Origin of the sequence: Vibrio sp. Isolate24 (genome assembly GCF_022398215.1) — a bacterium.
Classification (GTDB): Bacteria; Pseudomonadota; Gammaproteobacteria; order Enterobacterales; family Vibrionaceae; genus Vibrio; species Vibrio coralliilyticus_A.
Map to the genome: position 1 here is coordinate 1,449,047 of NZ_JAKEUU010000001.1, position 14,181 is coordinate 1,463,227.

Genomic DNA, 14,181 nt, shown 5'->3' on the forward strand with positions numbered 1-14,181 from the left:
CGCGAGCTCGATTTTTCTGTCAATTTTCCTCGGTTAAATTTGACCATCATTACCTGCTAAGGTAACTTTCGTGCATCTTTTCAAATGTAGAAATATTATGGCGAGCAAGAAACCTGAAAACATGTCCTTTGAGGCAGCAATTGAAGAACTCGATTCCATTGTTGAGCACCTTGAAAACGGTGATCTGGCTCTTGATGACGCACTAAAAAAGTTTGAACGCGGCATCGCACTCGCCCGAGAAGGCCAGAGTAAGCTGCACGACGCTGAGCAGCGTGTCAGCATTTTGCTTCAAAATGATGACGAAACTCCACTGTCCGAGTTCACGTCTCAGCCAGAATAATTATCACAGAAGAATCGCTCCTATGCTTGAGGCGTTAACCTCTCTACAACAAAGAAATAATCAGCAATTAGAGCGCTGGCTTAACCACCTTCCTCATCAGGAACAGCCTCTGATTGAAGCTATGCGTTATGGCCTGTTACTAGGCGGTAAACGCGCACGCCCTTTCCTTGTTTACATCACAGGCCAAATGCTGGGTTGTGAACTGGAAGAGCTCGATACACCAGCTTGCGCGATTGAGTGCATTCATGCTTATTCACTCATTCATGATGATCTGCCAGCAATGGATGATGATGAATTGCGTCGCGGCCAACCCACCTGTCACATTAAATTTGACGAAGCAACGGCCATCCTGACAGGGGATGCGCTACAAACGATGGCATTTACCATTCTCGCAGATGGAAAATTGAACCCTGAAGCTGAAACTAACCGTATCAAAATGATAAAAGCACTGGCGGAAGCTTCCGGTGCAAACGGTATGTGCCTTGGCCAAGCGTTGGATTTAGCTGCTGAGGGGCAAAAAGTGTCATTGTCGGATCTGGAAACGATTCATCGCAACAAAACAGGGGCGCTAATGAAGTGTGCTATCAGGCTCGGGGCACTAGCCGCAGGCCCAAAAGGGAGCGATATATTACCCCAGCTTGATATTTATGCTGATGCCATTGGCCTAGCGTTTCAGGTTCAAGACGACATTTTAGATATTATCAGTGATACAGAAACCTTAGGTAAACCTCAGGGCTCTGATCAGGAATTAGATAAAAGCACCTACCCAGCTCTGCTAGGATTAGAAGGTGCTATTAACAAAGCTCACACTCTGTTAACGGAAGCTCTTCAAGCTTTAGAAGCTATCCCATACAATACAGAATTACTCGAAGAGTTCGCCCGATACGTCATCGAGCGCAAGAACTAAACTAAAAGCGCGCATTTATATGACTCTTGATATTTCAAAATATCCAACACTGGCTCTGGCAAATACCCCAGACGAATTGCGTAGTCTTCCTAAAGAAGCACTACCTAAGCTATGTGACGAATTACGTACTTATCTGTTGAACTCGGTTAGCCAGTCTAGTGGCCACCTAGCATCAGGTTTAGGCACAGTGGAACTCACTGTGGCGCTTCACTATGTCTACAACACCCCTTTTGACCAACTAGTCTGGGATGTCGGCCACCAAGCGTACCCACATAAAATTTTGACTGGCCGCCGTGACCAACTGCCTACTATTCGTCAGAAAGACGGACTTCACCCTTTCCCTTGGCGAGAAGAGAGCGAGTACGACACGCTGTCTGTCGGGCATTCTTCAACATCGATCAGTGCTGCGCTCGGCATGGCGATAAGCGCAGAGAAAGAAGGTGAGAACCGCAAGATTGTCAGCGTCATTGGTGACGGTGCAATCACTGCTGGCATGGCGTTTGAGGCGATGAACCATGCTGGCGATGTACACTCAGATATGCTGGTAGTGCTGAACGATAACGAGATGTCCATCTCAGAGAACGTCGGCGCCCTGAACAATCATTTAGCTCAGGTCCTTTCCGGCAGCCTCTACACCTCAATTCGTGAGGGGGGCAAGAAAGTTTTATCTGGCGTTCCTCCGATTAAAGAGCTGGTTCGTCGTACAGAAGAGCACCTTAAAGGCATGGTAGTGCCTGGCACTTTGTTTGAGGAGCTTGGTTTTAACTACATTGGCCCAGTCGACGGTCACGATGTCAATGAGCTTGTTAAAACGCTGAAAAATATGCGTGAGCTAAAAGGCCCACAATTCCTTCATATTATGACCAAAAAGGGCAAAGGCTACGAGCCTGCAGAGAAAGATCCTATTGGTTATCACGGTGTGCCGAAATTCGATCCCGCTCATACCTCTCTCCCGAAAAGTAACGGAAGCAAGCCAACATTCTCCAAAGTTTTTGGTGATTTCTTGTGTGATATGGCGGCTCAGGATCCTAAGTTAATGGCCATTACACCAGCCATGCGTGAAGGCTCGGGTATGGTTCGCTTTTCTAAGGAGTATCCGCAGCAATACTTCGATGTGGCAATCGCTGAGCAACATGCCGTAACACTGGCGACTGGAATGGCAATTGCCGGTAACCACCCGATTGTCGCAATTTATTCCACTTTCCTACAGCGTGGCTATGATCAGCTTATTCATGACGTCGCGATAATGAACCTACCTGTGATGTTTGCTATAGATCGTGCAGGATTAGTGGGAGCCGATGGTCAAACCCATCAAGGGGCGTTCGACCTGAGCTTTATGCGCTGTATACCAAACATGGTTATTATGGCACCTAGCGACGAAAATGAATGCCGCCAAATGCTCTATACCGGCCACAAGCACACTGGGCCAAGTGCTGTACGTTACCCTCGTGGAAGCGGTATGGGAACAGAAATTGAGCAAGATTTTACTGCATTAGTAATAGGTAAAGGCCGAGTCGTCCGTAAAGGTGAAAAGGTGGCGATTCTTAACTTCGGTACTTTCTTAGGTAATGCTCTCGAAGCGGCAGAAAAACTTAATGCTACTGTTGCGGACATGCGCTTTGTCAAACCGCTAGATGAAGAACTCATCAAACAACTCGTCAAAGAGCATGATGTCATTGTCACACTAGAAGAGAATGCCATTGCAGGTGGTGCTGGCGCAGGTGTCATTGAATTTATGATGCAAGAGAAATTGCTCAAACCAGTGTTGAATCTAGGCCTGCCAGATAAATTCATTGCTCAGGGTACGCAAGACGAGCTGCATGAAGAATTAGGATTGGATGCGCAAGGTATCGAGCAATCCATTCGCAGCTATATGAGTAAATAGCGTTCCTTTACATTCATTAATGTGCATTTTACTACTCACAAAAGGCCCTCAATCAAATTGAGGGCCTTTTTCAATTCTAATCCGGCATCTGCCAAGCAAATTCATCACAAATATTCTGCCATGTGTCATCAACCTTGGCGTTTATAAGGACTGTCTGATGAGTAAACGGATGCACAAACTCAAGGTTTGATGCATGCAGAAGCAAACGATGGGATTTATACACTTCTCTAAACAGCTTATTGTGTTTACCATCACCATGAGTCGTATCACCAACGATAGGATGGCGAAGATGGGCCATATGGCGTCTGAGCTGATGCTTACGCCCTGTTAGTGGCTTTAATTCCATCAAACAGTAGCGAGTCGTGGGAAACTTTCCTGTAGAGTAAGGGATCTCTGTTTTAGCCAATGGATGATAATCGGTGATCGCCTCCTGGGCTTCCTTATCTTGGCTGGCATGCTTATCGGCTATCTTATCCAGCTCAACTTTTAAGGCATAATCTAATCGTCCCGCCTCTTCAATCCAACCGCGCACAACGGCGTGATAGGTCTTGACCATTTCGTGGTTGGCAAACATAGGCATCACTTGCGATGCCACTTCACTCGACAGAGCAAACATCAGCACACCAGAGGTAGGCCGATCAAGTCGATGCAGTGGAAAAACATGCTGACCAATTTGATCACGCAGTGTCTGCATCACAAACTGAGTTTCGTGTTTATCTAACCAACTGCGGTGAACCAACATCCCGGCGGGTTTGTTGACAGCAACAAAGTACTCATCTCTAAAAACAATGTCCAACATCAAGCACAAACCTCATCGATCGTTCTGAGTAAAGCAAGCAAAGGGGTATATTCTCTTCTTCCTTTCCAAGACTCTTCAAAATAAGGAGCGATAGCAAATCCCTGAGGTAACGGCACTCCCTCTTTAATCAAAACCGTCATTTTGGGTAAAAATATCCACTGTAACCATTGCTCGGGTTTTAATGTATCTACCGCAAAGGGCTGCGTGCTTTGTAGCGCCTTAGTATCCGGCATTTGGGTTTGCCACAATGTGAGTTCTTGCATCAGAGTAGGTAACTGCTCCAAAAGTGGCACTAATTGCTGTTCTTTGGTCATAAAACTAGAGGAAAACCTTGAAATTGGGCTTAAGGGTACCATCTATAGAGGAAAGAAAGTTAGGACTATTCTGTCATGGACACTATTCATACTCTCACCCAGTTACTCGTTAATAGCCAATGTCAATATCAGGTTTACGATCTCGGACGTCGTATCAAGCTTATTGACAGCCACGTTTTCGCGGATGTCGAAAAAGGCCTGCAACCCTACCCTTACCCTCTGCAGCGTAAAGCACATCTCGCGATTGCTTACTGGAACGAGCACAATCAACCGTGGATATGGTTTCTAAATTTCGAACTCGATGAACGAGGGCTTCTCAAGCAGGCAGATGTCGGCAATTTCATCAAGTATGTGGTTGAAGCTATGGGCACTCACCTTAGCCAAGAGATGAGTGAAGAGCAGCAACAAAAGCTGTCCAACAACCCATATACCTTCAAACCTGCCGAAGATAAAATGGCCGTTTTCCATAGCCAAATTAGAGCACAACTCGATTTACCATGTAGCCAATACTATGAACATGCTCAGCACTACTTCTCGGGAGGGTTAGGCTGGGATAAATGGCAAACAGTGGGCTTACAGGGCGTGACCGATATGTGTGCACGTCTAGGGCAAGATCAAAATGGCGTGAACCTGCGCAAAGCACTGAAACACCTTCCAAGTGAGCCTCTTTACGCTTTACTGGGCGCATTGGAACATATTTCTCTACCGGATAAGTTGGCTGAGCGTTTACAAGAATTGGCCATGGAACAAATCGAAAGCAACGATCCTGACATTTTCCTCATCGGTGCGCTGACTCGAGCCTTATCAGGTGCTCGCCCCCAATACTCCACTGCTTTACTTGAGAAAATCCTAGCCTCACCACGCTTGAGCCATCAAGAAGTTTTAATTGGTGTCGCTGGGCGGAGCTGGCATCTCCTTTCAACACCTAAACACGCAGAGCAATTTCTCCTTCGTCTTGCTCAGACAGGTAATCAAGCACTGTTCAATCAGCTGTTTGCTGATCTCGTCATGTTACCTGAATTACGAATGGTCTTACTGCCGTTGCTGCACTCAGCACCATCGCCAGAGCTTGCCCAAGCGCTAGTTCGTCTTCAACAAGCCACGAAAGGTTAAGAAATGTTAGGTGACCTTTTCGCAATTCTGGCCCTTGCTTTCGGCTGTTTTTTGTTTTGGCAGCAACGCAGGCAAGCAGAACTCGCCAAGACAATTGCTATTAACAAATGTAAACAGTTGGATCTGCAGCTAGTCAGTGTAGCGCTCAAAGGTCACAAGCTCAAAACGCCAGATGGACGTTGGCGTTGGCATTCTGTGTATCAGTTTGAATTCTCGTCACTCGGTGACGACTGCTATCAGGGAAGGCTAATTATGCAAGGCTTTCAATTGATGAAGGTCGATCTACCACCCCATCGGATGTGAACACATACTCATTATATGGCCCAAACATATCTGTTTTTTGCGCACATAGCTCAAAACCTAGCTTTTCTAGAATTCGGATCGACGGTATATGGTCAGTATTCGCCGTTGCCGCCACTCTCTCTAAGTTAAGATCACGCACTACTTTGGGGAAAAAAGCCTTCAAAGCCTCACTAGCAAAGCCCTGCCCCCAATATGCTTTATCAAATAGGTAACCAAGTTCAGGCAAAGTATCTAGATGATAAATAAACACATGACCCATGTATTCACGTGAGCGGCTATCTAACACAGCCAAAGCGTGGATGGTATGATCATGAAGCACCTTCTGGAAAAGTTGCTTAGCTGACGAAACAGTATGAGGGCCGTTCATTTCTGCTCTGTTTTTAGCGCAGCAGTTCAGCATCAGAAAGTCAGACTGCAGGGTGTCATTATATGGCACCAGTAATGTTCGGCGAGTTACGATAGTCACAACATATCCTTATAGACAGCGCCCCCTTTCATGACGGGGAAATTCTTTTGTTTCTTGGTTGGAAACAAGCCGAAAATTTATACCAACAGATAAGCTTAGTTATTGATCTAAGTTGCTATTTTTGACGTTGTTAGTGTGAGCGGTGTCTAAGGTTAAATAAATGCCTCGACATTACAGAAATCAAGGCTACTGTCTTATTTGTATCAATCCTTGAACTTTATATTCAACTCTACCACGATATGCTTCTCGTGCTCTCAGACCCATGAATATTCATGTTCCGTATCAGCTCCATCCGACAAGTAAATAAATTATCGGATTCCAATGTGAATACAATCTACTACACAGCAATCCATCTGTTTTTTAATTAAGTTATTTAATATTTTTATATAAGAATCATATATATAAAATAAAAAAACACCTATTTAGTGTAAGTTTAGATGTTTTTTCCTACATGCAATGTAAGCGATCTCGCACGTTAGTACTCTATATTTTCCATTCGCATTCAATACATCTGTTGAGTATGATTGTATAAAGTGAGTTCACGGAGGTTTGTATGCTTACTCAAGATGTTAGCCAAGAGCTTAGGGAAGTTTTAGAACAGCTCCAAAAAGAGGGAAAAGAGCCTACCGTTGCTCTCGTAAAAGCGCGCCTAAGTACTGTCGTTCCCATGCCAGCACTGATAACGACAATTAAGAGCTGGAAAAGCGCTAACCGTGTCCCGAAGGTTGAAATTGCCTCCAAAGCAAACGGTGAAAGTGATCGAATTGCGCAGCTGGAAAAACAAGTCGCAGATTTAACCAAAAGGCTAATCAAACTGGAAGCAAAAATTGAGTCTCAGAAGTAGTTGAAGCAAATAACAGTAGAATAAAACAAAAGGCTTGGCATTGCGCCAAGCCTTTTTAGTCTATAACGTGCCGTATTACCAGCCAGTCACTTCGCGTAGACCTTTACCTATATCAGCTAGAGACTTCACTGTCTTAACGCCTGCCGCTTCTAGAGCTGCAAACTTGTCTTCCGCTGTACCTTTACCACCAGAAATGATAGCACCAGCGTGGCCCATACGTTTGCCTGGAGGCGCTGTAACGCCAGCGATGTAAGAAACAACAGGTTTAGTCACGTTCTCTTTGATAAACGCCGCCGCTTCTTCTTCTGCTGTACCACCGATCTCACCGATCATTACGATGGCTTCAGTTTCTGGATCTTCTTGGAACAGTTTTAGGATATCAATGAAGTTTGAACCTGGGATTGGGTCACCACCGATACCAACACAAGTCGACTGACCAAAGCCTTCATCTGTAGTCTGCTTAACCGCTTCATACGTTAGAGTACCAGAGCGAGAAACAATACCTACTTTACCTTTCTTGTGGATATGACCAGGCATGATACCAATCTTACACTCATCAGGAGTGATTAGACCTGGACAGTTAGGACCGATCATGCGAACGCCAGTTTCTTCTAGCTTCACTTTCACGTCGATCATATCTGTCGTTGGGATACCTTCAGTGATGGTTACGATAAGTTCGATACCCGCATCAATCGCTTCTAGGATTGCATCTTTACAGAAAGGTGCAGGAACGTAGATAACGGTTGCAGTTGCGCCAGTTGCCTCTACTGCTTCACGTACAGTGTTGAATACAGGAAGACCTAGGTGAGTTTGACCACCTTTACCTGGAGATACACCACCAACCATCTGTGTACCGTATGCGATAGCTTGCTCAGAGTGAAAAGTACCTTGACCACCAGTGAAACCCTGACAGATTACTTTGGTGTCTTTATTAATTAGTACAGACATTATTTGCCCTCCGCAGCAGCAACAACTTTCTGAGCTGCGTCAGTTAGCGACTCAGCAGCAATGATATCAACATCAGAATTAGCAAGAACTTCGCGACCTAGGTCTGCGTTAGTACCTTCTAGACGAACAACTACTGGTACGCTTACGCCTACCTCTTTAACGGCACCGATAATACCTTCAGCGATCATGTCACAGCGCACGATACCACCGAAGATGTTAACTAGTACTGCTTTTACATTGTCATCAGATAAGATGATCTTGAATGCTTCTGCTACACGCTCTTTAGTCGCGCCGCCACCTACGTCTAGGAAGTTAGCTGGCTTGCCACCGTGTAGGTTTACGATATCCATCGTACCCATTGCTAGACCTGCACCGTTAACCATACAGCCAACGTTGCCGTCTAGTGCTACGTAGTTCAGTTCCCACTGAGCAGCATGTGCTTCACGCTCATCTTCTTGCGAAGGATCGTGCATTTCACGTAGCTTAGGCTGACGGTACATTGCGTTTGAATCGATGTTAATCTTACCATCTAGACAAAGCAGGTTACCTTCACCAGTAACAACTAAGGGGTTAATTTCTAGTAGTGCTAGATCGTACTGAGCGAACATAGTGCCAAGACCCATGAAGATCTTAACGAACTGTTTGATTTGATCACCCGCTAGGCCCAGTTTGAACGCAAGTTCACGACCTTGATAAGCTTGAGGACCAACCAATGGGTCAATCGCAGCTTTGTGTATTAGCTCCGGCGTTTCTTCCGCAACTTTCTCAATCTCAACACCACCTTCCGTTGAAGCCATGAAAACGATTTTACGGCTTGCACGGTCAACAACCGCACCAAGGTAAAGTTCGTTAGCGATGTTAGACGCTTCTTCTACAAGGATTTTTGTAACAGGCTGACCATTTGCATCTGTTTGGTAAGTTACCAGGTTCTTACCTAGCCATTTTTGCGCAAACTCTTTTACGCCATCTTTCGTGTCATGGAGTTCAACGCCGCCCGCTTTACCGCGACCACCAGCGTGAACCTGACATTTAACAACTTTTTTCTCTGTGCTAATGCGTCCCGCAGCTTCGAAAGCTTCTTGAGGGGTATCACACGCATAGCCTTCCGGTACAGGCAAACCGAATTCTGCAAACAGCTGTTTGGCTTGGTATTCATGCAAATTCATTTTGATATTCCGTTTGTTTTCCCTTGAGGGATTATTATGTCCATGACGCTTTGGTCGATACGACCTAACGTCTGTAGGGTCTTCTCAAATAAATCGCTAGTTATACAACTAACGCTTCATATGAAGGCTGAGCGTTGAGCTTGCTCAGCCAAGAAACTTTAGGCACCAAATAACCAAAATCAATCCAGTGCCTGAGTTAATTACACATCAAGCAGTAGACGTGCTGGATCTTCCAGTAGCTCTTTGATGGTCACCAAGAAGCCAACTGACTCACGACCATCAATCAAACGGTGATCGTAAGAAAGTGCAAGATACATCATAGGTAGAATTTCTACTTTGCCATCAACAGCCATTGGTCTCTCTTGGATCTTGTGCATACCAAGAATCGCTGATTGCGGCGGGTTGATGATTGGCGTAGACATCAGTGAACCAAATACACCACCGTTAGTGATAGTAAAGTTACCACCCATTAGCTCGTCTACTGTCAACTTGCCGTCACGACCTTTGATCGCCAACTCTTTGATACCTTTTTCGATATCAGCAAAACCTAGCGTATCGCAATCTTTGAGGACTGGGGTCACTAGGCCACGAGGCGTAGAAACCGCCATGCTGATGTCGAAGTAGTTGTGGTAAACAATGTCATCACCATCGATAGAAGCATTGACTTCTGGGTAACGTTTTAGTGCTTCAGTTACCGCTTTTACGTAGAAAGACATGAAACCTAGACGAATGCCATGACGCTCTTCGAATTGGTCTTTGTATTGCTTACGAAGGTCCATGATTGGCTTCATATTGACTTCGTTAAACGTCGTCAGCATCGCCGTGTTGTTCTTCGCTTCTAGAAGACGGTTTGCAACTGTTTTACGTAAACGAGTCATTGGAACACGCTTCTGGCTGCGAGCAGCTGCTGGAACTTCTACTGCAGCAGGTGCATCAGCTTTAGACTCAGATTTTGCATTTGCAAGGTGCGCTTCAATATCTTCACGAGTGATACGACCGCCAACACCAGTGCCTTTCACTTGGCTCGCTTCTAGACCATGCTCAGCGAGTAAACGGCGAACTGCCGGGCTAAGTGCATCATTGCTTTCTTCTGTCAGCGATGCCTTATGACGTTTATCAGGAGAGGCTTCAGACTCTGCTGTTGTGTCTTTCGTTGGCTCTCCAGCAATCGCACCTGGCTTAAGCTTAGCGATGAGTTGCTTTGAAAGTACTGTTGCACCTTCTTCTTCGACGATGGCCTCTAAAACGCCTGCCTCTGGAGCTGGTACTTCAAGAACCACCTTATCAGTTTCAATGTCAACCAGAACTTCATCACGCTCGACCGCGTCACCTGGTTGTTTGTGCCATGTTGCGACTGTCGCGTCCGCAACAGATTCAGGTAAATCTGGAACCAGAATTTCAATTGTCATATCTGTTTCTTCCTTTAACTTCTAGTTCTTAATCTGAAGTTTTTGTATTCACGTTCTTTTCATTAACAGTTAAGGCGTCTTCGACCAACGCTTTCTGTTGTTTCAAATGTACTGACATGTAACCGACTGCAGGTGAGGCCGATGCTGGGCGCCCAGCGTACTTAAGATCGGCACCTGCCGGAATAGCAGCACGGAAGTTGTGTTGGCTACAGTACCAAGCGCCTTGGTTTTGAGGCTCTTCCTGACACCAGACATAATCTTCTACATTAGTGTATTGTTCGATGGCCGCTTTAACTTCATCCAATGGGAATGGGTAAAGCTGTTCAATACGAACAATCGCAACGTCTTCCTGCTCATTATTGCGACGCTGTTCCAGTAGGTCGAAGTAAACCTTACCTGAACAGAAAACAACTCGTTTCACCTTCTTAGGATCCAGTTTGTCAATCTCAGCAATCGCTGGCTGGAATGTACCTTCCGATAACTCTTCAAGCGTTGAAGTGCAAAGAGGGTGGCGAAGTAATGACTTAGGAGACATAACGATAAGAGGTCGACGCATAGGTCGCACAACCTGACGGCGAATCATGTGGTACACCTGAGCCGGAGTCGATGGCACAACAACCTGCATGTTTTGTTCAGCACATAACTGAAGGTAACGCTCTAGACGCGCAGAAGAGTGCTCTGGGCCCTGTCCTTCATAGCCATGTGGAAGAAGCATAGTCAAACCACACAAACGAGCCCACTTTTGCTCACCTGAGGAAATGAACTGGTCAATCACCACTTGAGCCCCGTTAGCAAAATCACCAAACTGGGCTTCCCAAATAGTCAAACCACTTGGTTCTGCTGTAGCATAACCATATTCGAATGCCAGAACCGCCTCTTCAGACAATACGGAGTCGTATACTTCAAAAGGGCCTTGTTTGTCATGGATGTTCGCTAAGGGAACGTAAGTGCTGGCATCAGTCTGGTTATGAAGCACGGAGTGACGATGGAAGAAAGTACCACGTCCGGAGTCCTGACCAGAAATACGAATACGTTTACCATCATCGACCAAGGTCGCATATGCCAACGTTTCAGCCATCCCCCAGTCAATCGCTTTTTCACCCGCAACCATCGCCATACGATCGTTATAAAGCTTATTAACACGACTTTGTAGTTTGTGGCTTTCAGGATATTGACAAACTCGCTGCCCTAGCTCCACCAAGCGGCCTTTATCGAAGGTACTATCCCAATTAACATCCCAGTCATGACCTAAATACGGAGACCAGTCTACAGAGTGCAATGCCATTGGACGCCATTCTTTAACGACCACTTCACCACGATCTAATGCATCACGGTATTCGTTGACTAATTGTGTAGCAGTATCAATGCCAAAATCACCACGCTCAATCAATACGTCAGCATAAAGCTTACGAGGCGTTGGATGCTTTTTGATCTTCTGATACATCAAAGGCTGAGTGGCATTTGGCTCATCCGCCTCGTTATGACCGTGGCGACGGTAACAAACCAAGTCAATGACCACATCGCTCTTGAACTCATTTCGGTAATCCAGTGCAATACGCGTAACGAAAGCCACCGCTTCAGGATCGTCTGCATTCACGTGGAAAATCGGCGCCTGTACCATTTTGGCAATATCAGTACAGTACATGGTCGAGCGAGTATCATTCGGATTGGAAGTCGTGAAGCCTACTTGGTTGTTGACAACAATGCGCACTGTACCACCAACACGGAACCCTCGAGATTGGGACATATTGAAGGTTTCAGCAACAACACCCTGACCTGCTACCGCTGAGTCACCATGAATCGTGATAGGTAACACCGTATTGCCTTCATTATCACCGAGGCGATCTTGTCGAGCACGGACAGAACCAATAACAACAGGATTGACAATTTCAAGGTGAGAAGGGTTAAACGCTAGCGCAAGGTGAACATCGCCACCTGGCGTTGCAAAATCAGCAGAGAAACCTTGGTGGTACTTAACGTCTCCCGTACCCCATGTTTCATCATGTTTACCCGCAAACTCGTCAAACAAGTCCTGAGGTTTTTTACCTAGAACATTGACCAGCATATTTAAGCGCCCACGGTGCGCCATACCAATGACCACTTCACGCATACCGTTTTTACCAGCATGGCGAATCAGTTCTTTTGTCATTGGAATAAGCGCATCACCACCTTCAAGTGAGAAACGTTTCGCACCCGGGAATTTGGCCCCGAGGTAACGTTCCAATCCTTCAGCAGCAGTGAGCTCTTCTAAAAACTCTTGTTTTTCTTCTTTAGTAAAAGAAGGCTGACCTACAACTGACTCTAAACGTTGCTGGATCCAACGTTTTTGTTCAGTGTTTGTCATGTGCATGTATTCTGCACCGATGGAACCACAATAGATTTTATTCAGAGAGGCATAGATATCTTTCAGCAACATGGTGTCTTGACCAATTGCAAAAGAACCTACATTGAATGATTCTTCAAAGTCGTCTTCGGTGAGATTGTGGAATGCTGGGTCTAGCTCCGCCACAGTTGGGCGTTGCCATAAACCAAGTGGGTCTAGTTCTGCAGCTTCATGACCGCGGAAGCGGTATGCGTTAATAAGTTGAAGAACTTTTACTTGCTTAGCGTCGACATCTGGATCACTAACTTGGACATTGTAATGCTTTGTTTCTTGAGCGAGTCGTCGGAAGTAGTCACGGACACGTGAATGAGGCTGTTCAGCTACCTCTTCTGAAGGCTTAGGCAAGCCATCAAACACACGTTTCCACTCCTCACTTACCAGATCGGGATCACTTAGATACAGTTCGTAGAGGTCTTCTACATAAGTTGCATTGGCGCCAGCCAAGTGTGAAGACTCGAGCCATGCCTTCATCACGCCGTTGTGCATATTTTCCCTTAACCAGTAGTTTTCACGTTTGCTTCGGTCTACGCCGAGCTATTAAGAGCCGGCCACCAAGGTGGCCGGCAATTTTTTATAAATTTAAACCGAACGGTTAACCAGCATAGTCTTGATATGACCGATGGCTTTCGTTGGGTTTAGTCCCTTAGGACAAACACTTACACAATTCATGATGCCATGGCAACGGAAAACGCTAAATGCATCATCAAGATTTGACAGACGTTCATCTGTCGCTGTATCACGACTATCGATTAGCCAGCGATACGCAGCTAGCAAGCCAGCAGGACCAATGAATTTATCAGGGTTCCACCAGAATGATGGGCATGACGTCGTACAGCATGCACACATGATACATTCGTAAAGTCCATCAAGGTGAGCTCGCTCATCTGGAGACTGCAAGTTTTCACGCGATGGCGGTAAAGCATCATCATCAATCAAGAATGGCTTCACTTTCGCGTAATTGTCATAAAATTGCGTCATATCAACAATTAAGTCACGAACCACGGGTAAGCCAGGCAACGGGCGAATAACGATTTTGTCACCCGCTAACGCAGAAAGTGGGGTAATACATGCGAGACCGTTTTTACCGTTCATATTAAGGCCGTCAGAACCACATACACCTTCACGACAAGAGCGACGAAATGCAATTGTTGGATCTTGCTCTTTCAAAAGAATCAAGGCATCCAATACCATCATGTCAGAGCCTTCATCAACCTCAAGAACGTAGTCCTTCATGTAAGGCTTATTATCGACATCAGGATTATAACGATACAAAGAGAAGTTCAGTTTCATAATTTATTCCTCCC

14 protein-coding genes are annotated in these 14,181 nt (G+C 45.7%); 6 read left to right on the top strand and 8 right to left on the bottom strand.

Features of this window, described 5'->3' with window-relative positions; genetic code table 11:
* The first annotated feature begins 97 nt into the window (after window positions 1-97).
* From xseB to dxs, 3 genes are read left to right on the top strand one after another with little or no spacing between them, the layout of a single operon-like run.
* The gene (gene xseB / locus L1D23_RS06420; protein WP_239838313.1) at window positions 98-340 is read left to right on the top strand and encodes an exodeoxyribonuclease VII small subunit; all 243 of its coding nucleotides are present in this window, start codon (window positions 98-100) and stop codon (window positions 338-340) included.
* 22 nt (window positions 341-362) lie between these two features.
* Window positions 363-1,247 (top strand): (2E,6E)-farnesyl diphosphate synthase, encoded by an 885-nt coding sequence (ispA, locus tag L1D23_RS06425; protein ID WP_239864909.1) that lies wholly within the window; start codon window positions 363-365, stop codon window positions 1,245-1,247.
* A gap of 19 nt (window positions 1,248-1,266) precedes the next feature.
* Window positions 1,267-3,132, top strand: a complete 1,866-nt coding sequence (gene dxs, locus L1D23_RS06430; RefSeq protein WP_239864910.1) for a 1-deoxy-D-xylulose-5-phosphate synthase — start codon at window positions 1,267-1,269, stop codon at window positions 3,130-3,132.
* Window positions 3,133-3,208: 76 nt separating this feature from the next.
* Here dxs and truC read toward each other — a convergent pair whose 3' ends face one another.
* Window positions 3,209-3,931, bottom strand: a complete 723-nt coding sequence (gene truC, locus L1D23_RS06435; RefSeq protein WP_239864911.1) for a tRNA pseudouridine(65) synthase TruC — start codon at window positions 3,929-3,931, stop codon at window positions 3,209-3,211.
* A complete protein-coding gene (locus L1D23_RS06440; protein ID WP_239838317.1) occupies window positions 3,931-4,245 on the bottom strand; it encodes a YqcC family protein in 315 nt (104 codons plus the stop codon). The genes truC and L1D23_RS06440 overlap by 1 nt, the downstream gene beginning before the upstream one ends.
* A 75-nt stretch (window positions 4,246-4,320) precedes the next feature.
* On the opposite strand from L1D23_RS06440, the gene L1D23_RS06445 reads away from it, so the two are divergent.
* Window positions 4,321-5,358, top strand: coding sequence for a DUF3549 family protein (locus L1D23_RS06445; protein WP_239864913.1), 1,038 nt, complete (start codon window positions 4,321-4,323; stop codon window positions 5,356-5,358).
* Between the two features lie 3 nt (window positions 5,359-5,361).
* Window positions 5,362-5,661 (top strand): DUF3301 domain-containing protein, encoded by a 300-nt coding sequence (locus L1D23_RS06450; protein ID WP_239838319.1) that lies wholly within the window; start codon window positions 5,362-5,364, stop codon window positions 5,659-5,661.
* Here L1D23_RS06450 and L1D23_RS06455 read toward each other — a convergent pair.
* Window positions 5,609-6,127: a GNAT family N-acetyltransferase gene (locus L1D23_RS06455; protein ID WP_239838320.1), complete on the bottom strand. Its 519-nt coding sequence runs from the start codon at window positions 6,125-6,127 to the stop codon at window positions 5,609-5,611. The two genes, L1D23_RS06450 and L1D23_RS06455, sit on opposite strands and share 53 nt — an antisense overlap.
* Window positions 6,128-6,680: 553 nt before the next feature.
* On the opposite strand from L1D23_RS06455, the gene L1D23_RS06460 reads away from it, so the two are divergent.
* The gene (locus L1D23_RS06460; RefSeq protein WP_239864914.1) at window positions 6,681-6,971 is read left to right on the top strand and encodes a hypothetical protein; all 291 of its coding nucleotides are present in this window, start codon (window positions 6,681-6,683) and stop codon (window positions 6,969-6,971) included.
* A gap of 75 nt (window positions 6,972-7,046) precedes the next feature.
* Here L1D23_RS06460 and sucD read toward each other — a convergent pair whose 3' ends face one another.
* From sucD to L1D23_RS06485, 5 genes are all read right to left on the bottom strand, one after another.
* A complete protein-coding gene (gene sucD, locus L1D23_RS06465; protein ID WP_006881309.1) occupies window positions 7,047-7,919 on the bottom strand; it encodes a succinate--CoA ligase subunit alpha in 873 nt (290 codons plus the stop codon).
* Complete coding sequence (gene sucC / locus L1D23_RS06470; RefSeq protein ID WP_006959569.1) at window positions 7,919-9,085, bottom strand: ADP-forming succinate--CoA ligase subunit beta; 1,167 nt, start codon at window positions 9,083-9,085, stop codon at window positions 7,919-7,921. The genes sucD and sucC overlap by 1 nt, the downstream gene beginning before the upstream one ends.
* A gap of 200 nt (window positions 9,086-9,285) precedes the next feature.
* Window positions 9,286-10,494 (bottom strand): 2-oxoglutarate dehydrogenase complex dihydrolipoyllysine-residue succinyltransferase, encoded by a 1,209-nt coding sequence (odhB, locus tag L1D23_RS06475; RefSeq protein WP_239864915.1) that lies wholly within the window; start codon window positions 10,492-10,494, stop codon window positions 9,286-9,288.
* Window positions 10,495-10,522: 28 nt separating this feature from the next.
* Window positions 10,523-13,363, bottom strand: a complete 2,841-nt coding sequence (gene sucA, locus L1D23_RS06480; protein WP_239864916.1) for a 2-oxoglutarate dehydrogenase E1 component — start codon at window positions 13,361-13,363, stop codon at window positions 10,523-10,525.
* A 93-nt stretch (window positions 13,364-13,456) separates the two neighbouring features.
* Window positions 13,457-14,167 (bottom strand): succinate dehydrogenase iron-sulfur subunit, encoded by a 711-nt coding sequence (locus L1D23_RS06485; protein WP_239838324.1) that lies wholly within the window; start codon window positions 14,165-14,167, stop codon window positions 13,457-13,459.
* Window positions 14,168-14,181: the final 14 nt, after the last annotated feature.